The 19,981-nt window shown below is 42.6% G+C and carries 17 protein-coding genes and 2 pseudogenes; 12 read left to right on the top strand and 7 right to left on the bottom strand.

Annotated features, from left to right (window positions below; genetic code table 11):
• Positions 1–115 precede the first annotated feature (115 nt).
• Complete coding sequence (locus F891_RS10785) at positions 116–1,048, bottom strand: hypothetical protein (protein WP_004731774.1); 933 nt, start codon at positions 1,046–1,048, stop codon at positions 116–118.
• Positions 1,049–1,297: 249 nt separating this feature from the next.
• On the opposite strand from F891_RS10785, the gene F891_RS10780 reads away from it, so the two are divergent.
• Positions 1,298–1,783 carry a YaiI/YqxD family protein gene (locus F891_RS10780; protein ID WP_171054293.1) on the top strand — a complete coding sequence of 162 codons (486 nt, stop codon included), beginning with the start codon at positions 1,298–1,300 and terminating at the stop codon, positions 1,781–1,783.
• A gap of 21 nt (positions 1,784–1,804) precedes the next feature.
• Positions 1,805–2,719 (top strand): DMT family transporter, encoded by a 915-nt coding sequence (locus F891_RS10775; protein WP_004731772.1) that lies wholly within the window; start codon positions 1,805–1,807, stop codon positions 2,717–2,719.
• Positions 2,720–2,728: 9 nt separating this feature from the next.
• Here the strand turns inward: F891_RS10775 and F891_RS10770 are convergent, their stop codons facing one another.
• Entirely contained in the window at positions 2,729–3,292 is a 564-nt protein-coding gene (locus tag F891_RS10770) for a PilZ domain-containing protein (RefSeq protein WP_004731770.1), read from the bottom strand.
• 26 nt (positions 3,293–3,318) lie between these two features.
• Here F891_RS10770 and F891_RS10765 point away from each other — a divergent pair, with 26 nt between their 5' ends.
• The 3 genes from F891_RS10765 (at position 3,319) to F891_RS10755 (ending at position 7,779) form a co-directional block, all read left to right on the top strand.
• Complete coding sequence (locus F891_RS10765; RefSeq protein ID WP_004731768.1) at positions 3,319–4,554, top strand: lipoprotein-releasing ABC transporter permease subunit; 1,236 nt, start codon at positions 3,319–3,321, stop codon at positions 4,552–4,554.
• Positions 4,547–5,230: a lipoprotein-releasing ABC transporter ATP-binding protein LolD gene (gene lolD / locus F891_RS10760; protein WP_004731766.1), complete on the top strand. Its 684-nt coding sequence runs from the start codon at positions 4,547–4,549 to the stop codon at positions 5,228–5,230. The genes F891_RS10765 and lolD overlap by 8 nt, the downstream gene beginning before the upstream one ends.
• A gap of 86 nt (positions 5,231–5,316) precedes the next feature.
• Positions 5,317–7,779 carry a DNA internalization-related competence protein ComEC/Rec2 gene (locus tag F891_RS10755; protein WP_004731763.1) on the top strand — a complete coding sequence of 821 codons (2,463 nt, stop codon included), beginning with the start codon at positions 5,317–5,319 and terminating at the stop codon, positions 7,777–7,779.
• Here the strand turns inward: F891_RS10755 and F891_RS10750 are convergent.
• The gene (locus tag F891_RS10750; protein WP_005263498.1) at positions 7,768–8,742 is read right to left on the bottom strand and encodes a lysophospholipid acyltransferase family protein; all 975 of its coding nucleotides are present in this window, start codon (positions 8,740–8,742) and stop codon (positions 7,768–7,770) included. The two genes, F891_RS10755 and F891_RS10750, sit on opposite strands and share 12 nt — an antisense overlap.
• A 125-nt stretch (positions 8,743–8,867) precedes the next feature.
• On the opposite strand from F891_RS10750, the gene sppA reads away from it, so the two are divergent.
• Positions 8,868–9,890: a signal peptide peptidase SppA gene (gene sppA / locus F891_RS10745; protein WP_005263496.1), complete on the top strand. Its 1,023-nt coding sequence runs from the start codon at positions 8,868–8,870 to the stop codon at positions 9,888–9,890.
• Entirely contained in the window at positions 9,887–10,690 is an 804-nt protein-coding gene (locus F891_RS10740; RefSeq protein ID WP_005263494.1) for an alpha/beta fold hydrolase, read from the top strand. Before sppA ends, F891_RS10740 begins: the two co-directional genes overlap by 4 nt.
• A 65-nt stretch (positions 10,691–10,755) precedes the next feature.
• Here the strand turns inward: F891_RS10740 and purN are convergent, their stop codons facing one another.
• A complete protein-coding gene (gene purN / locus F891_RS10735) occupies positions 10,756–11,385 on the bottom strand; it encodes a phosphoribosylglycinamide formyltransferase (RefSeq protein WP_004279130.1) in 630 nt (209 codons plus the stop codon).
• 6 nt (positions 11,386–11,391) lie between these two features.
• Positions 11,392–12,462, bottom strand: coding sequence for a phosphoribosylformylglycinamidine cyclo-ligase (purM, locus tag F891_RS10730; protein ID WP_005263492.1), 1,071 nt, complete (start codon positions 12,460–12,462; stop codon positions 11,392–11,394).
• Positions 12,463–12,597: 135 nt separating this feature from the next.
• On the opposite strand from purM, the gene cxpE reads away from it, so the two are divergent.
• The 4 genes and pseudogenes from cxpE to F891_RS10710 form a co-directional block, all read left to right on the top strand.
• Positions 12,598–13,818, top strand: a complete 1,221-nt coding sequence (gene cxpE, locus F891_RS10725; protein WP_005263489.1) for a chloramphenicol efflux transporter CxpE — start codon at positions 12,598–12,600, stop codon at positions 13,816–13,818.
• A gap of 14 nt (positions 13,819–13,832) precedes the next feature.
• Positions 13,833–14,537 (top strand): DnaA regulatory inactivator Hda, encoded by a 705-nt coding sequence (gene hda, locus F891_RS10720; RefSeq protein WP_005103862.1) that lies wholly within the window; start codon positions 13,833–13,835, stop codon positions 14,535–14,537.
• A gap of 120 nt (positions 14,538–14,657) precedes the next feature.
• On the top strand, positions 14,658–16,457 hold the full coding sequence (gene rbtA, locus F891_RS10715) for a rhombotarget A (RefSeq protein WP_005263486.1): 1,800 nt from the start codon (positions 14,658–14,660) through the stop codon (positions 16,455–16,457).
• Between the two features lie 9 nt (positions 16,458–16,466).
• Positions 16,467–17,783: pseudogene (locus tag F891_RS10710) on the top strand (CSLREA domain-containing protein); the annotation flags it as partial.
• A 9-nt stretch (positions 17,784–17,792) separates the two neighbouring features.
• Here the strand turns inward: F891_RS10710 and F891_RS10705 are convergent.
• Positions 17,793–18,332 carry an IS630 family transposase gene (locus tag F891_RS10705; RefSeq protein WP_225554437.1) on the bottom strand — a complete coding sequence of 180 codons (540 nt, stop codon included), beginning with the start codon at positions 18,330–18,332 and terminating at the stop codon, positions 17,793–17,795.
• A gap of 16 nt (positions 18,333–18,348) precedes the next feature.
• Positions 18,349–18,804, bottom strand: coding sequence for a helix-turn-helix domain-containing protein (locus F891_RS10700; protein WP_004647755.1), 456 nt, complete (start codon positions 18,802–18,804; stop codon positions 18,349–18,351).
• 59 nt (positions 18,805–18,863) lie between these two features.
• On the opposite strand from F891_RS10700, the pseudogene F891_RS10695 reads away from it, so the two are divergent.
• Positions 18,864–19,958, top strand: a pseudogene (locus tag F891_RS10695) (CSLREA domain-containing protein); the annotation flags it as partial.
• Between the last annotated feature and the right edge of the window lie 23 nt (positions 19,959–19,981).

The raw sequence follows: 19,981 nt of genomic DNA, 5'->3' as shown, positions 1-19,981 counted from the left end.
TTGATTTTACTACTTCGCTATTTTTTTAAGCTAAAAGTGTCAACACACCCTAAGGATATAAATGGATTAAAAGAAGATACCCATCAAAATGAATATCTTCTTTTTCTGTTTGAACTTAGGCCGCTTTTCTATAAATATTGGCCTGAATCCACAAGTTGCCACGAATATACTGGCCAATCTGGAAGTCTCTGTACTGGTCATTCCGCGTTGCAATCCGGATCAAGGTCGCAGGCTGGCCTTCATCATGAATGAGGGTGACATCATAAAGGGTATAGTCCTGACCCATAAACTGCATAGTCGTTTTACCGACAATATTGCCCTGGAACCAGGCTTCATCTTCCTGACCCATGGTTTCGCCGTATAGATAAGCTACCATTTTAGAAAAATCTACGGTTACAGGTTCTTTATCTTCTTCGCACTGCGGCTGCCAGGCATCAATCTGTTCCTGCAAATTATCCGGTGCTACACCATTATTGGCAGCCAGAATATCATTCAAGGCACGGTGGTGCTTGATCGAAGCCGGATCATCAACCACCAGATGCTCATGATCTGCGACCGCTTCAAGTTCATAGGCCCAGCCATTCAGATTCACCACATAGGACTGGTCTTTTTCATAATGCGGATGATTGACGCTATACAGGCTATCGAAAGCGTAAATAATATTGTTAGCACCCAGATTCAGGCGCAATACAGCCTGAGTATTGGATTTACAGCTAATAATCCGGTCAATCGTGGCTTTCACCTGATAAGGACTGTCAAAGCACGGAAATGCAGTTTTTACCGCTTGAGGTTTGTTGTTTTCGACGGCAATCACCTGACTCAACTGTACCGCAGCTTTACTCGGTCCCTGAATCAGCCAAGTCTCTGCATCCATATCACATTCTTGTGTACAAAGGCCCATCGGCATGATTGGTTCATCAAGAGCTTTGCCTAACCACTGTGGTACATCTGTGCCCGGATTGTCGGTGAGCAAGGTCCAGTGTTCGACATGACTACCGAAATTTTGATCATCAATGGTGATGATCTCTGGGCTATTCTGATTTTTCATATGCACAATTGATCTTGGATGATGTATTTATAGTTAATCGAGGGTCATTGCGATTTTTCAAGTCAATCGAATGAATTTTAAAATTAAAATGCCAGTCAAATGAAGTCAATTTTTTTCTCGTGTGAATCACGCCAGTTTTACCGGGCACATACTTTTTAAAATACAGAAAGCGGATGCAATGAAAATGGAGCGATTTAATCATCAACCTGATCACTGCAATTTGCTAGAATAACCATGATTTATACCTTAATGGGAAGCCCTGTGTTGCCATTCAAACTTTGGGTCGATGCCGATGCATTGCCCCGTATGCTGCGAGATGTGATTATTCGTGCTTCGGATCGCTATCAGCTGGAAGTCACTTTTGTTGCCAATCAGCCGGTAGGTATTACACCTTCGGTCAGAATTAATTCAATTCAGGTGATGAGTGGGGCGGATGCTGCAGATAAAGAAATTATTCTGCGTATGAAAGAGCATGATATTGTCATGACCCAAGATATTCCCTTGGCTGCGGAAGTGATTGAAAAAGGCGGAATTGCGATTCATCCCCGTGGTGAAATTTATACTACGGCCAATGTCAAAGCGCGCTTACACCTGCGCGATTTTATGGACAGCTTACGCGGAGCTGGCGTGCAAACGGGTGGGCCACCCCCGATTTCAGAACGGGATAAACGCGAATTTTCCAGCGCACTCGATCAGACCATCCAAAAACAAAAACGTAAAACTTCCGCGCTTTAAGCCTTATTCAGAGTGACTCGCATGCCCACACAAACCAATATGATTGCCACCTATCTTTTATTGGTTTTTATCTGGGCAACGACACCGCTAGCTATTGTCTGGAGTGTGACGGATTTGCATCCGCTCTGGGCTTTGGCATTGCGTTTCTTTTTGGCTTTACCTTTTGCATTTACCTTGTTGTGGCTGTTTAAAACCCGTTTTCCCTTAGATAAATTATCCATGCACAGTTACCTGGCAGGTGCATGTAGTTTTATCGGCTCACAGATTTTCACTTATCTGGCCACGGATTATCTGAGTTCAGGCATTATTGCCCTGATGTTCGGACTGGCCCCGATTATTACCGGCCTGATTGGCCGTTTCGTTTTTCAACTCAAACTCTATCCTTCACAGTGGTGCGGCATGGCAATTGCACTGCTGGGACTGGGGATTATTTGTGTGGGTGGCAAAGATCAGCATATTCAGCCCGTGGGCATCGGCCTGATGTTACTCAGCGTGTTTATTTATTGTGTGTCAATGTTCTGGGTGAAAAAGGTCAATGCACCTTTGCAGCCCATGGCACAAGCGGCTGGTTCGATCGCGGTTTCAGCCCTCATGGCCTGTGCCATGCTGCCTTTTATCTGGCAATTTGCGCCTACCCAGATGCCACAGGCGAAATCACTGATCGGACTGGGATATGCTGTGGTGATGGCTTCACTGATTGCCATGTTCTGTTATTTTAAACTGGTGCAGAAAATCAAGGCGACGACCTTGTCTTTGACCACAGTGCTGACACCGATGCTGGCCTTATTTGTCGGCGTACTTCTCAATGATGAAAAACTATCCGGTGCAGCAGTTGTTAGTGTCGGCATTTTGCTGGCGGGTTTATTGTTATATTTTTCCAGAGAAATTAAAGCCAGCTATGCTGCCCGCCTGCCATCAACAAACCAGCACCACTAAGTCAGCGATTTAAGCAAAGTCGGCTTTGACACATTCACCCAGTTTGACACGATCTTGTGGATGCATGGTAATAAAATACGCACCTGTCCGATATTTACCATTTTCTTCTTCGCGACTGTAGGCCACCTGAGCGGTTGCTGCAATATGGAAGAAATTTTCCGGATGACTCAAAGTCACGTGCAGATAAGTGCCTTCAGCGATAGGACGCTCATTAAAGAAGCTAAAACCGGTTTCTGAAAAGTTCACCTGTTCCGGTACAGGTAACATGCTTTGTACAATTGCGTCATACAAAGAACCGGTAATAAGGTTTAATTTTTGGTTGAATAAGGATAAGATTCGAGCAATTTGTTGATCTTTTTCAGATAATTGTTCTAATTCGTAGTTAACCGCATGATCAAATTGATCTAGTTCTGCAAGTAGTAGAAAATAGCGGGGCAACACGAAGTTAGGATCGTAAGGATCATTCAAGGCAACATCATCGGAAATAATCTGATAATTAATTCGTAAGGCAGCATCGATTCGAGACATGACGCGTCTTTCCGCAAATCCGTTTGGATGCTGTACATTTTCCATAATTTATTACCTCGGACTAGATGGTTATGTTCAAACCAATCTCGCTGTATATAGGGTTGAAATATACTCGCGCACGGCGTAGTAACCACTTCATTTCTTTTATCGCGTTGGTCTCAATGATCGGCCTTACACTCGGTGTGGCAGTCCTCATTACAGTCTTGTCTGTGATGAATGGTTTTGACCGAGAGTTGAAAAATCGTGTCTTGGGAATGATACCTCAAGCGACTGTTTCCTCGACGCAAATTTTAACAAATTGGCCTGAACTTGCAAAGCAGATTGAGCAGCATGAACATGTCCAGGGGGTTGCACCTTTTACTCAATTACAAGGTATGCTGACCGCACAGGGTCAGGTCGCTGGCATCATGGTCAGCGGGATTGAACCCGAGTATGAGAAAAAAGTTTCGATCATACAAAACCATATGGTTGAGGGCAGTATCGACAGCCTTAAAAAAGGTGAATTCGGTATTGTTTTGGGCAAGCAAATGACCGATGCCATGGGTGTAGGTTTAAACGACAATATTACCCTGGTTCTGCCAGAAGCCACCCCTTCACCCGCCGGTGTCGTCCCACGTTTTAAGCGTTTTAAAGTCGTGGGAATTTTCAGTATTGGTGCTGAAGTCGACTCAATGATGGGTTATATCGCTTTAAATGATGCGTCAACTTTACTGCGTCTACCGGATGGTGCGCAGGGTGTGCGGATGAAACTGGATGATATTTTCCTGGCACCACAAGTGTCTCAGGAAATTGTGCGTGATTTACCGGCGAATTTCTATGCTTCGGACTGGACGTATACCCATGGTAATCTGTTCAGCGCGATTCAGATGGAAAAAGCCATGGTCAGCCTGCTTTTATTCCTGATCGTTCTAGTCGCGGCATTTAATATTGTGTCTTCACTGGTGATGGTGGTGACGGATAAAAAATCGGACATTGCTATTTTACGAACTTTGGGTGCTTCACCTGCCACCATTACCAAAATTTTTATGGTACAAGGCACCGTGATTGGGGTCATTGGAACTTGCGCAGGAGCTATCCTCGGAATTATTGCGGCAACCAGTATCAGTAGCTTTATTGGGTGGCTGAACAATACTTTAGGTCTGAATATGTTTGATGCCTATTTTATTAACTACTTACCTTCGTATCTGCGCTGGCAAGATGTTCTGGTGATTGTAGGCTTGTCACTGGCACTTAGTTTTGTCGCGACGATTTATCCGGCTTTACGTGCAGCAAAAATTCAACCGGCAGAGGCATTGCGTTATGAGTAATCTGATTTTAGATGCCCAAAATATTCACAAGTCCTTTACCGATGGTAAATCCACTGTCGATGTGATTCGCGGCTTGTCGCTACAGGTAAAAGCAGGTGAGTTTGTTTCGATTGTAGGTTCAAGTGGTTCAGGCAAAAGTACCTTATTACATGTTTTGGGTGGATTGGATCGCCCGACGTCAGGTCAGGTCATGGTGAATGGCCGCCGTTTTGATACCTTGTCTGAAGCAGAACGCGGTTATGTGCGGAATGAGCATTTGGGCTTTGTTTATCAGTTTCATCACCTGTTGCCAGAATTTACGGCACTGGAAAATGTGGCCATGCCGCTGATGTTACGCGACAACATGAAGTTTAAGGAAGCCAAACAGCAGGCCGAATATTTGCTGGAACGTGTTGGGCTTTCGCATCGTCTGACTCACAAGCCGGGTGAATTATCCGGAGGTGAGCGTCAGCGTGTAGCTTTGGCGCGTGCAGTGGTCGGTAAACCTAAACTGATGATGGCCGATGAACCGACCGGAAATCTAGACCGCAAGACTGCAGCAAAGATTTTTGAACTGCTGACCGAATTGCAACGTGAGTTCAATATGGCGATGCTGATTGTGACGCATGATGAACAGCTAGCCCATGCAGCAGATCGGATTTTACATATGCAGGATGGTCTCTGGATTGAACCATAAATAACGAGAATATTCGCATTTGATTGAAGCTCACTCCGGTGGGCTTTATTATTGGGCAAAATAATAACAAGACAGAATAAGATTCAATGTTGCAGTGGCTATGTATTGGCTGGATTTTAGGCCTTGCGTGTATGGGGAAAAGTTTCCTGTCTGTTCAACTGAGCGGAACGGCAGTTTTGATCGTTGCGCTGTTGTGGTATCTGTGTTGCCATAAATTAAAGCTCATCTTGAATACACCACTGCGAAGCTTGTTGATCACTGGATCAAGCCTGCTTTTGGGACTATTTTTAGGTCATGCTTATGCCAATCTGCAATTGGCTGAACGTTTATCCAAACGAGAGCACGCGGTCTCTGAAAAAGAAATCGTGGTCTATATCAAAGAGCTGAATAAACTGGGCGATCAGAATATCCAGCAAGCCCTGCATGTGCTTAACCCTGATGGCACTACAGTCAAATGGATGGGTTTTCTGCCAGTTTCAGATCCTGTCACATCCAGTTTAGTAAATGATGAAACCAAACAGCAGACTCTTGAACTGGAACACTATTATTTATTACAAGGCCAGATTCGACCTAACCATAGTTATGCGACACCGGGTGCTTTTGATGCAGAAAAGTGGGCATTGCAGCAAAATGTTATGGCCGGTTTCCGGATCAAAAGCATTCAGGAGTTGCAACCGCAACAACTCTATGCACTAGGTCATGGCAAATATCTACGCCAGCAACAAAAGTTGGATCAGCGATTTTTGCTTTGGGTAGAGCAACAGCGACTGGCTTTAAGAGAGTTTGTGGCCAGACAGCCGGTACAGCAGAAAGGCTTGTTACTGGCTTTATTAAGCGGTGATGAAAGTTTTTTGGATCAAGCAACTGAGCAGAAATTCCAGCGTTTTGGCATGAGTCATTTACTGGCGATTTCCGGACCGCATGTCCTGATCTTTGCCTTTATTGTCTGTGGTACGTTGCAATATCTGATTTCAAGGTACACACCGCAGATTTATCTGAAATGGCCAAGGCAGTATTTTTTGAGTCTGCCTTTTTTATTATGTGTACTGCTGTATTGTGCCTTCGTCGGTTTTGAAATTCCGGCGTTACGCACTTTACTGATTTGTGTGATTGTGACTTTTACGCTGTTGCTCAGGCAAAGTGTGCAGCCATTAAAACTGTTGATTTTAAGTGCTGCCTTATTGTTGTTATTTGATTCTTTTAGTATTTTATCGGCCGCATTCTGGCTGTCTTATGGAGCCTGTTTTGTCTTGCTGCGAATCTATCAAACCATTCAGCAGCAACCGCATCAAACAATACAAACAGCATTACAATGGCTGTATTTTGCAATGAAAGTTTTAGTGGAGTCGCAGTGGAAAATTTTTCTGGCCCTGTTTCCCTTAATGATGCTGTTCTTTAAGCAGATCGCCTGGATTACGCCGCTAAGTAACCTGGTGGCTATCCCGTGGATTGGCCTGCTGATAGTTCCCGTAGATATTCTGGCGGCTTTATTATTTTTCATCTCTGAACCACTTTCGAGTCTGCTGTTTCAGCTCAATGATATTTTTATTCATATGCTGCTGGCATTTCTGAATCTGCTTGATCGGCTGTTTGCGCCACAACTGATTCCGGTAGCCATGAATGTCTGGATGATTGCTCTATGTATTTTGGGCTTGTTAATTGTCTTTTTGCCGCGTGGCTTAGTGCCCAAAAGCTGGACAGCAATTGCCTGTGTACCGCTGTGCATTCCTCAACTTAATCAGCATGCATTTCAGCTGTCTGTTCTGGATGTCGGGCAGGGACAGGCCATCTTCATTCGTGACGGGCAACACAGCATGATGATTGACATGGGTGGTTATTATAATGAAGAAAAATTCAGTATTGGCCGGCAAGTGATTATGCCGTTTCTATCTGTGCAAGGTGTTGGAGAACTGGATCGACTAATTTTGACTCATCTGGATCAGGATCATAGCGGTGCTTATTTCAGCATTAAAGATCAATTAAACATCAAGCAAGTGTCATCCAATCAGATGCCTGAAACAGCTGCTTCTTCAAGTTTTCAGTTTTGTTATGCAGGACAGCAATGGCAATGGTCTGAGACGATTAACTTTAAAATTCTGGCACCTCGGCAGCAGCAGTTAAATACGCCAAACTTCAATAAAAACGACCGCTCTTGTGTGATATATCTGCAAGTTAAAAATGCCGGACCGTATCAAAACTTTTTACTGATGGGGGATGCGGGTTGGGAAACTGAATATCAGCTGCTCCAAGACTATCCCGAACTTCAGGTCGATGTGCTGATACTCGGGCATCATGGCAGTCAGCACAGTTCAGCCTATCAATTTTTAGAAGTTTTGCGGCCTAAATTGACGATTGCCTCGGCTGGGAAATTTAACCGTTATGGCCACCCGAGCCAACTGACGCAGCAACGGTTAAAAGCTCTTAATATTCCATTATTGACCACGGCAGAACAGGGGAGTGTGCACTTCCAGCAACAAGGCTCAAAACTGGTGCTTTCTGCCGAACGACATGGATGGCAGTGGTTGTATCGTCAGCCTTTAAGTGACTGATTCCAATATGGGCGAAACTTCATGTAGTTCTTGTGTTCTCAACGCATTTACTTTGTTCAGGGCTTGTTCATGTTCAAGTTTATAGAGATTTCCTAAGTCTTGATGCGCATTAAAACGTTTATAACTCCAGTGATAATGTTCCGGATGGCGACGAATTAAATTTTCAATACTATTGATAATGACTTGCGTGCCTTGATTGGCATTGCCACTATAAATTTTTTCATCAACCGTTTCGATAAAGATATCGAATCCATCATCAGTATTACGCAAGGCATATAAAAACAGGGCACGCGCTTTGGTCTTTTGAATCAGTTTAGCACTCAAATTACTCGTGGCCAAAGGCACGCCGAAATAGGGAATATATTCACCACCGATATTCGGGGTATGATCCGGCAGGATGACCGTAGTGCCGCCTTGTTTTAAGGCCTTAAAAATCTGACGAACGCCAGATTCATCGGTCGGTACCAGATGCGCCTGTTCCCGGCTACGGGCAGCCCGTACAAATTGATCTGCAGCCTGATTTTTCACAGGTTTATACATAATGGTCATTGAAGTGAACTGGGCAATATAGGCATTCATAATTTCCCAGGTACCAAAATGCGGCACGATTAACACGAGGCCTTTATTTTGTGCAATGGCATCATGAAGTAGATCTTCGCCAATAACGCGATGAACGCGTTTAAGATTTTTCTGATTGCTTGAGCCCCAAATAGTAAAGAACTCGAAATATGACATTAATTCATTGCGAACCGCAGCACGGTTAATCTGTTCACGTTCCTGATTAGACAGTTCTGAAAGACTGATTTCAAGGTTGAGACGAATGACTTCCGAAGTTTTAGTGACTTTAAAACTGTTCACAATAAAGGCCAGAATACGGGCCATCCAGCGAGAAACCGGAAGCGGTTGGCGGCTAATGTATTTGAGTAATCCGTAAGCTGAATTCCGTGAGCCCTGTTTCGTCATTGATTTCGTCTAAGTACAAAAAAAGAGAACAAAATTTATTATAGGCGAAAACGTTTTGTTTAGACAGAATTACCCGATTCAGTGTATATAATGGATTCAATATAAATCAATTTATTGGATTATTTATGTCCGATTGGCCACCAAAACCTGAAAATCAAATACAAAATACGCAACAGCCAGTTCAACCGACTGGTCCGGAATGGAAATTGCTTGAAAAAGCAGTTTTAGCTTCGGTAGAAGAACAGCGCCGTGCGCGCCGTTGGGGAATTTTCTTTAAATTCCTGACTTTTGCTTATCTGCTTGTGGTTATTCTGGCATTGGGCAAGAGCTGTAGTTCAGTCTCGTCAGATGCCAGCGCTGGTGCGGGTTCTCATATTGCAGTCGTGGATATTGTGGGTACGATTGCAGCCGACAAGCAGAGTGTCAACAGTAGCAATACCATCAAATCATTGAAAAAAGCCTTTGAAAATAAACAAAGCAAAGCAGTGGTACTAAATATCAACTCACCTGGCGGTTCACCGGTACAGTCGGATGAGATCTGGCAGGAAATTCAGTATCTGAAAAAACAGCATCCTGGGAAAAAACTGTATGCCGTGATTGGCGATACGGGGGCTTCAGGTGCTTATTATATTGCTTCAGCCGCGGATGAAATTATTGTCAATCCATCGAGTCTGGTTGGTTCAATTGGGGTAATCATGCCGAATTATGGTGTGACTAATCTATTGCAAAAGTTAGGCGTTGAAGATCGCACCATGACTTCAGGTGAAAATAAAGCTTTGCTGTCTATGACTCAGCCGGTTGATCCTGCGCAAAAAGCCCACGTACAGGGTGTGCTGGATAATGTGCATGGTCACTTTATTAATGCAGTTAAACAAGGACGTGGCAATAAATTGAAATCCAATGATCCTGCTATTTTCTCTGGCTTGTTCTGGACCGGTGATCAGGCGGTGAAATTAGGTATTGCGGATCGTATCGGTAGCTTAAATACCTTGAAACGCGAACTGAAAACTGAAAAAGTGTTGAATTACACCATTGAATATAGTCCATTTGAATCAGTCTTGGGTCGTATGGGTTCATCGATTGGGGATGGAATTGCTTCTTCAGTTGCACAGAAGCTTCAGTCAGAAAATAGCACGACACTGCAATGAAACCACTGATTCATTTCGCGCACGCCAATGGCGTGCCATCTAAAGTCTATCAAAAGCTGTTTGATGAATTGCAAGATGATTACGATATTATCTATGTGCCGCTTTTAGGGCCGAATAAGCGTTATCCGGTTGATAACCATTGGAAAAGCCTGACCCGGCAAGTGATCGACAGTATTGTACGCCAATCTCAAGGCCGACCCGTGATTGGTTTGGGACATTCGTTGGGCTCTGTATTAACGTTTCAGGCCGCTTTACAGCGCCCGGAACTGTTTTCACAAATAATTATGCTGGACCCGCCAATGATTATGGGCAAAGAAGCCTTTGCCTTGCATATCGCCAAGACTTTTCGTTTAAAAGCATTGGATAAAATGTCTCCGGCAGGTTTGTCGAAACGCCGTCGTGACCATTGGGATTCACGTGAACAAGCCGCTGAATTGCTGCGCCCTAAAGGTTTTTATCAGGATTTTGATGCAGATTGCTTCCAAGCTTATATTGACCATGCCTTGCAGGATGATCCCATCCGGGGTGGGGTAGAACTCACTATTCCTAAAATGGATGAGGTCGCAGTCTTTAGAACCAATCCGTCACTATGGTGGTTGCCTCAGGCAAAACCCAAAATTCCTGTGCATTTAGTTGTGGCTAAGAAAGGTCCATTTCTGGCCCGCAAGTTCCCGCAGCAAGTGCAAAAGAAATTTGGTATTCCTTTTACCGTGGTGGATGGTGGACATATGTTCCCATTGGAACAACCTGATCAAGTAGCTGGCTTGGTCAAACAGCTGATTCAGCAACAGTCTGCTTGAATTATTGAATATATTGGAAATAAAAAAACGCATCCGAGGATGCGTTTTTTTATATCTAAATTTTTTTAGAACTTGCAGAATTGAACAGGCGCTTGCATTTTCTCATTTCGATATAACACACCATCTTTAGTATGTTGAATCGTTCCGCTACAAATCCATTCTACGACTTGTGGATAGATCACATGCTCGAGGCTATGCACACGTGTTGCCAAACTTTCTACCGTATCATGATGAGAAACCTTGAGAACACCTTGGGCAAGCGCTTGGCCTGCATCCAGTTCAGCCGTAACATAATGCACCGTACAACCGTGCAGAACATCACCGGTATTGAGTACACGCTGATGCGTATGCATGCCTTTATAATAAGGCAACAGGGAAGGGTGAATATTTAACATTTTTCCTTCCCAGGCTTTCACAAATTTTTCACTTAAAATTCGCATAAAGCCGGCAAGTACCACCAGATCCACATCCCAGTCCAAAAGCTGTTGATGCATGACATCATCAAAAGCTTCACGGTTTGGATATTGCTTGTGTTCAATAACTGCAGTCTGAATGCCTGCCTGTTGTGCACGCGTTAAAGCAAAGGCTTCAGGTTTGTTGGAAATCACGCCCACAATTTGCCCTGAAAGATTGGCATCAATCAAGGCTTGCAGATTTGATCCACTACCTGAAACAAGTACAGCAATTTTAATCATGCGAAATTACGCAAAGATCACACGAATTTTTTCGTCTGCATCTGCAACTGATTCAGTATTGTCTTGAATCTGACCCATCGCCCATGCTTTTTCGCCAAGCTGGTTGAGTAATTCAACAGTTTTGTCTGCATCAGCTGCATCAACAACCAGCACCATGCCGACTCCACAGTTGAAAGTACGATACATTTCAAATTGTTCTACGCCGCCTTCACGTTGTAGAAGTTTGAATAGCTCAGGCCATTCCCAAGAAGATTCATTTACCAACGCTTGAGCACCGTTTGGAAGTACGCGAGGTAAGTTACCTGGTAAACCACCACCGGTGATGTGTGCCATCGCATGGACATCAACGTGTTTTAACAGTTCAAGAATTGGTTTTACATAAATGCGTGTTGGTTCCATTGCAACATCTGCAAGTGGGCGGCCATCGACGATTTGATTCAGATCAACGTTTTTCACGTCTAAGATTTTACGAAGCAGTGAGTAGCCGTTTGAGTGTGCACCTGAAGAAGCTACACCAATTAAAACGTCACCCGCTTTGACTTTAGAGCCATCAATAATTTTGCTTTGCTCAACAACACCGACACAGAAACCTGCAAGATCGTAATCTTCGCCTTCATACATGCCTGGCATTTCGGCAGTTTCACCGCCAACTAATGCACAGCCAGCAAGTTCACAACCAGCGCCAATACCTGTGACTACATTTGCAGCAACATCAACATTTAAGTGACCAGTTGCGTAGTAGTCGAGGAAGAACAGTGGTTCAGCACCACAAACAAGAAGGTCATTCACACACATTGCAACCAGGTCTTGACCAATTGTGTCATGACGGTTCAAATTCAGTGCCAGACGTAATTTTGTACCAACACCATCTGTGCCAGATACGAGAACAGGTTCTTCATAACCTTTAGGAATTTTACAAAGTGCACCAAAGCCACCTAGACCGCCCATGACTTCAGGACGTGAAGTACGCTTAGCGACAGATTTGATACGATCGACTAACGCGTCGCCCGCCTCAATGTCGACACCTGCATCTTTGTAGCTTAAACCAGTGTTTGGGGTAGAAGTTGAGTTGCTCATAATGAAGTCTCCGCATTCGCGGGTGCGATTATAACCTGAATATGTAAAACTCTTATGGTATTTGTGGCCTAAAATGCTATCTTTATTAAAATATTTTAATTTTTAGAATGATTAATAGAGAAAAGGCAAGATTCTATGGTCGATCGTACCTTACGGCGCATTCTTATACTTGCTGGTATAGCATTGATGCTTTGGGTTTTATATCTGCTTAAACCAGTTGTGGTTCCTTTTGTGGCAGCTTTTCTAATTGCTTATTTATTTAGCCCCTTGGTCGATGTTTTGCACCGCATTGGGCTGGCTCGATGGCTCTCGATCAGTATTGTATTTATCGGGATTGGGGTCGTGGTCACCTTGGTGATGTGGTATCTAGTGCCACTGGTCTGGCAGCAGCTGATGTATGCGCGTGATAGCATTCCGGCCGGGATTCACTGGATCAATTACACGTTCTTACCTTGGCTTTCCGATAGCTTTAATCTGGTCCCGATGGAAATCGATACCGATCAGATTTCCTCAGTCGTAATGGACTATGTCCAGACCAATTATAGTGCTGACAGTATTCAGGCAATGCTGCTAAAACTGGCACAGTCTGGCCTAAACTTTATCCAGATTGGCGGCACGATTGTCCTGATTCCGATTATTGCCTTTTATTTCTTGCTGGATTGGGATCGTATGTTGGATAGCTTACGCCGTCTAATTCCCCGTCCTTATGAAAAAACAACCTTAACTATTGTGAGTGAATGTCATAGTGTCTTAGGTGCCTTTGTCAAAGGTCAGTTCCTGGTCATGGTTCTGCTGGGCGTGGTTTATGCAGTGGGACTGCAACTCATTGGCCTAGAGATTGGCTTGATTATCGGGATGGTTGCCGGATTGTGCAGTATCATTCCGTATCTTGGTTTTGCGGTTGGAATTATCGCTGCAGTCATTGCAACCTTCTTCCAGTTTGGAATCGACTGGTGGCAACTGGTATTGGTCGGGATTGTCTTTATGGTCGGGCAGGCAGTCGAAGGCTATATTCTACAACCATTCCTGTTGGGTGATAAAATCGGTCTTTCCCCTGTAGCTGTAGTATTTGCAGTTCTGGCAGGTGCGCAACTGGCCGGATTCTTGGGCATGCTGATTGCTTTGCCGGTGGCAGCCGTGATTGTGGTACTACTGCGGCATATCCGTGAGTATTATGAACATACGCCATTTTATGGTGATCGGGCTGTTATCATACAAGATGCATCTACCGGTTCAATCAATATTGAAACAGCAGACTTAGATGTTGATATTGAAATGAAAAAGCCACAGAAAAAACCGCTGCAAGCAGAGGAGAACTCAAGTAAAATTCACGATCCACATCGTAAAGACTCATAAGGCCAAAAAATCGTATGCGTCAATTGCAGTTAGATATAGAACCTCAGCTCGATGCCCGAATCAGTGATTTTTCAGGGCCGGGTTGGGGGCATGTCATTGATGCTGTCCGTCAATTACATGCAGGCCTGATCAACCGCTTTTATGTCTATGGGGGAGCCGGTACAGGTAAAAGTCATTTGTTGTCTGCCATCTGTGACTCTTATCTGGAAGTAGGTAAATCTGCAATTCAGGTATCTTTGCTTGAGCTTTTAGATGCACCGACTGAGGCGATTACTTCTCTAGATCGTTTTGATCTGGTAGCACTTGATGATATCGAAGCGATTAGTGGCGTACCCCATTGGCAACGCGCAGTATTTCACTTGATTAATTATAATAATGAAGGTGGTGGGCAGTTGGTGTTTTCGTCACGTTTTGCACCTATCGAACTCAAACTCGAATTGCCAGATTTACAATCCCGTCTCACGCAGGCGGTCAGTACCCGTGTTCCGAGTGGCAGTTTGTATGCTGATCGCTATGCGCTGGTTTCCTCGGTACTCGATCGTCGTGGGATCCATTTAGACCCTCAAATCTTTGACTATTTACTAAGCCATGGGCCACATCAAACTTCAGTGCTGCTTCAAAGATTAGAGCAGATTATTCAATTGCTTAAAGGGGAAAAATTGAAAGTCAGCAATGCTAATCTGCGGCAGATATATGCCTTGATTGACGAATATCGGTAAAATATAAAAATTCTTGAGTAATTACTCAGTCTATGACACAGTAAGGCAAAATAATTCGCTGTTGCAAGGATTCTGCAACTTTAGAAGAAAAAGAAAGAAATAAAAATTAAGGAGAAGGTTATGCTCAAGAAGAGCATAGGCATAGCTTTGCTATGTATAGCGGGGCAGTCGTATAGTGCAGATATTATTGTAACCACTACAGAAGATATTGAAAAAGATGACAAGGAATGTTCACTTCGAGAAGCTGTTGAGTATGTTAACCGTGGCTTAGCTAAATCAGGTTTTATGGGGTGTGGTGGGGAGAACTCATCCAGTACCATTATTTTAAAAGAAAAAAATACCTATGTGTTGAACCAGCATATCGCGATTAAAAAATCTCTTACCATCCGTGCGGTCGCAGAAAGTGATGGCGAATTCAGTACGGATGAAAAAGCATTAGGCTTGCATAATGCTCATATTCAAATGAAAGGTACTGATAACCTTTTCCGGATCAACAGTACAGATACATTGGTTCAGTTAAATTTGAAAGAACTGGATCTTGAAGGCTGTGGTAAAACCAGTTGTGCTGAACAAGGTGGCCTAATTTATAATAAAGGTCAGCTAATTCTAGAATATAACCGTCTATTTAATGCTGCTGCCAACTTGGGTGGGGCAATTTATAATGCTGGCAAGTTTGGTCAGAACTTAACAAGCCGTGCACAAATTAAAAATAGTCTGATCGAAAATAATAAAGCCCAACGAGGCGGGATCCTGTATAGCGAGCTACCTGCTTTCCTCATTTATCAAAGTGTACTTAAAAATAATCAGACACTGGATAATTCCGCGACCAATATTTATAGCGCGGGACAGTTTGCTGACTCCAGTAAAGATCAAGGTATTAGTGGGGAGGTATTAAGTAGTACGATACTAAAAAATAAGGGTGTATTTATTAATGTCCTGGACGGGATGGGATTGAATAATCTCACCATAGTTGACAATGAAAATACTGCTTTAAATATCCATGCACCGTATGGAAGAGCTTATGTAGCGAATAGTATTATTTTAAGAAATGGTACACAGGATTGCCAAATTATCACTGGTGATAAGTCTGTGTCTCAAAATAATCTGCTGACAGCCTCGTGTGGTGTAGGGGATGCCGTCGCGCCGAACCAGTTCTGGAATGGTACACGACTTTTTGCTGAATCCTCAGATAAAAGTGAAGGTATTTGTCAGACCCTACAAGAAAATAATAATGCCATACTTTGTCCATATAGCGTTCCTAAAGGACAATTTCTCGGTTATATGCGCCCACGAATTTTGTTGAACTATATCCTTGTGAGTGAATCACCGATTGTGAATAGAGGCACAGGATTGAGTTTAGCAAATCCAACAGTAGCATGTGAGGCGGCAGATCAGCGTGGGATCAACCGTTTGATGGATAATCTGTTTTGTGATCGAGGTGCTGTTGAAATCACAATACCAATTTCAGGCAGTCTAGTGGGACAAGATCTGTTAAAGGGTGAAATTGCCAAGTTTTCAATTGAATCTTATCTGGGAGATAGTGATTTAATTCCAAAAGAACAGTGTAATGCCATTGTTGGTCATAATCCGACGGGTGAGCCTTGGCAAGATGGCTGTTTGAAAGTGGTACAAACCAAAACAGCTTCCAAGGGTAAAACAATCATCGATATTCATGGCAATGTCGTTTATACCCCCGATTCTACCTGGCATGGAGCAGATATTTTCGAACTACAAGTGGTGACCTCATCTACACGATTTAATAAAAGTAAACCTTATTTGACTATTACTACTCAAATTGTTCAGGAGCCAAAAAATGAAATGGAAGACAAAGCAGTCAAAACTTCAGGCGGCTCATGGGGGTGTGGTGGATTACTGATTTTACTCGGATTAATAGGTTTACGCCGTGGATTAAAAGATTAAGGAAAAATCATGAAAAATTATAAAAAAGGACTGCTTGCGGCCATGATTTTATCTGCCATGAGTTTGATGGCAGCCGAAGATAAAACGATATATGTGACTACTTTTGCTGATGAAGATGGCGAGAATAATAATGCCTGTTCTTTGCGAGAAGCCATTAAAACTGCAAAACTGGATAAATCTTATGGCGGATGTAATGTAGGACGTACGCTTCGATTGGATGGTTCAGCTGCAGATGTGATTCAGCTTGAAGCAGGCGAGTACAAATTAGATAAAGAGCTGATCGTAGAGTCAGCGCTCAAAATTTATGGGAAAACTCCGCTTAATTATGCTAGTCGTAGTCCGATTACGCTGTTATATCCAACCCGGGAGGCTTTAAAAAGTACTATTTCGGGCCAGGGGAAAACCAGATTATTTAATAGTATGGCCAGTCAATCCAGTCTGGAAATTCATCATCTGATCTTAAAGGATGGCTATGCAGCAATAAATACCTTGGATAAAGGTAATGGCGGTACTTTTTATGTAGCAGGGCCTTTAAGTATTAATACCAGTGAAATAGTAAATTCCCGAGCAGCTGCAGAAGGTGGTGCGATTTATAGTGTAGCAATGAATACGGAAAGGAATATTGTCATTCAGGATTCTTTGATTCAAAAAAATCAGGCGAGTTCATATGGTAGTGTTCTGGCGATGGATTGTCAGGGAAATTTAGGTACAACTCAAACCAATGTGAAAATTAATTCCAGTAGTATTGTTAAAAATGGTTCAGACACTGCTAACAGTATTATTGATTTTTGTGGCTATGCCACAGTAGAAATTGTTAACTCTACTATTGCGAAGAATACTGCCAGTACCACAGGACATATTGTGCGTATGACGAATGAAGTTAATCGTCCGCTCAGTAAATTCTCCAGTTTAACTGCATTAAGTAATACTATTGTTGAAAATACAGCCCAATCTACTTTATTTTATGACAATACCGGGTTTAGGTATTTTAATTTCAATATTTTAGCCTTTAACCAAGGCCTGTCTTGTGAATATGCCTTAAATCAGGGGAATCCGACCAAGGCACAACGTGTTGAATTTTCTACAATTCGAAATGCAATTCAAACGACTGGGCCATCACGTTGCGTATTGCCAGAATTAGACGAAGATACTACTTCAAATAATCTTGATGTCTCTAACAATATAATCAGCAGTTTATTAACAAATTATATTGAGCCTGCTATTGATAATCGCTATTTAGGGTTATATTACCCGCGTGATAATCAGACCGCAACGGATTTGGTAGATATCGGAGTGAGTGGCTGTATTGAACAAGACCAGCGTGGTAAGTTGTCATTAAAAAGTAAACATGTATTCTTTTCCGAATTGGTTTGATACTTTCTCCACCCATTGCTCTATTTTGTCAGCTGTCATGACTTGAAAATCTCGCCAATAATATTTCATCTGCTTCCATACCATCTCGATTCGATTTAACTCAGGGCTATAAGCTGGAATAAAATACAGATTCGTCGAAAAGTTAGTTTTAAGTAGCTCTCTGTAATCAGCCATCTTTTTACTTCTATGAATCGAGGCATTATCAACAATAAGAACCAATGGAAGGTTATACGTCTGTTTTACTTGTTGAGCTATTCCAGTTAAATAGGCATAAAACCAAGTGCTTGTCACTGACTCTTGTAAACAACTAGTCACCAGTTTCCCCGTTGAAAGCAAACACCCCATGACATTAACTCGTTTTAATCTTATTGCATCAACCGCATGAACATCACCTATCTTTGTCCACGCATAGCGGTTATCAGGTGTAGATGAAAATCCTGTTTCATCAACATAACCTAATATAATTTCACCACGTGCCGCTTGCTCTCGTAATTCTTCAATCTGCTGTGTTGCTTGTTCAAATGCAATCGGATCTCTTTTTTTTCAAGCTATGACGGGTACGCTTGAAGACCATACCTGAATCCCGTAAAAACTTACGAATGGTTTCAACAGACACGGACACTTCGTATTCTTCATGTAGTTTGACTCGGATTTGTTCTGCATTGAGTGGACTTGTATTGACCCAATCTAGGATTTTCGCCTGATAGTCTGAGATCAATGTATTGGGTCGACCTGAGCGATGACCTTCTTTAATCGATTCAAACTCATACAATTCCCAACGTCGGCGTTGTAGCCTTATGGTTTCTGGGATACGTTCTTGTAGAGTGGCAACTTCCGCAACACTTTTACCTTCGGAAAGCCAGAGAATAGTTTGGGCACGTTGCCTTTCACGCCAATGTTTTGCATGCTTGACCAGAAAAATGAGTCGTTCTCGCTGTTCTAAACTAAGTGGTACAGAAACAATTCTAGGCATGTGTGAACATCTGTTAACTAAAAAAACCTTTTCGCATCATTAGTTATTTTTGTCAACTTATTGATCGTGTGATTGGATCCACATTAACATTTGATCCAAGTGCAAAAAATACTTGCGAGATCGGCTCAGTTGAAATCCGACGTTTGACTGCAGCCGATATTACGGACTTGCAAAATAAGAGTTTGGTAGAACTCAATGACTTTTATCAGGAGAATATAGATGATCTCGAAGAAATCATTGCTGATAAAAATACTCCAGAAAATGAGCTTCCTGGTTTAAAGGAAGAATTGAAAAGTTATCAGGATTTGCTTAAATATACCAAGCAATATCAGAAATATCGTGCAATCTATATTAATCCTTTTATCTTGGCTATGCCTCAAGAAACTCTAACCAATGATAAGATTCAAATTAAAGCCTTAAATTCAGAAAATTATGAGGTCAGTGTAAAAACTTTAGGTGTTGGTAAGTTAATTGGTACTGGTAATTCGACCACTGTGGAAGGAAATCCCAATGATCCAAATCTTAAATGTGAGTGGAAACCTGATTTAAACCGGATCATGATGTATCGCACTGATGGTAAGCAGACCAGTTCGGTTGATATGGAGTTCTGTAGTTATACACTTAAAGACCAGGCTACAGGTGTAAGCAGTGCTGGCCTCTTAAGAGCAGCTTTTAACAACATTGCACCAATTGCAAAAGATGATGAATATCGGCTTAGTCCAGAGAATAATCTTACAGTGATGGTAAATCCGCTTGAAAATGATAGTGATGATGGGGATGGGCCTCTACCATCAGGAAAGTCGGCTTTTTATCAAGATAAAGATGGAAAAGAGATCCCGATTCATATTGTTAAGCTGCCTGCGGGAGTTTCACTGAAGGCAGAGCGACAAGGGGCCTGTCCTGATACCTACCAAAATCAGACCTGTTATGGTGGACAGCTGACATTTAGTGTAAAAAATAATTTAAGCCAGGCAAATTACAGCATGGATTATGCGATTTTTGATGCTGATGAAAAAATGTCAGAAAAAGCGACAATCTTGTTACGTAATACAGTTAAAAATACGAATACGTCCTCAAGTGGTGGTGGGGCAATTGGAATGTGGGGGCTACTAGGATTATTAGGGCTTGCAGGTTATCGACGCTTAAGAAAATAAAATATGATTGAAACATCAAAAAA

Source organism: Acinetobacter sp. CIP 101966, from assembly GCF_000369725.1.
Taxonomy (GTDB): Bacteria; Pseudomonadota; Gammaproteobacteria; order Pseudomonadales; family Moraxellaceae; genus Acinetobacter; species Acinetobacter lwoffii_Q.
Note: the sequence above shows the minus strand (reverse complement) of the source record. Positions and strands in the feature narration are given on the sequence as shown.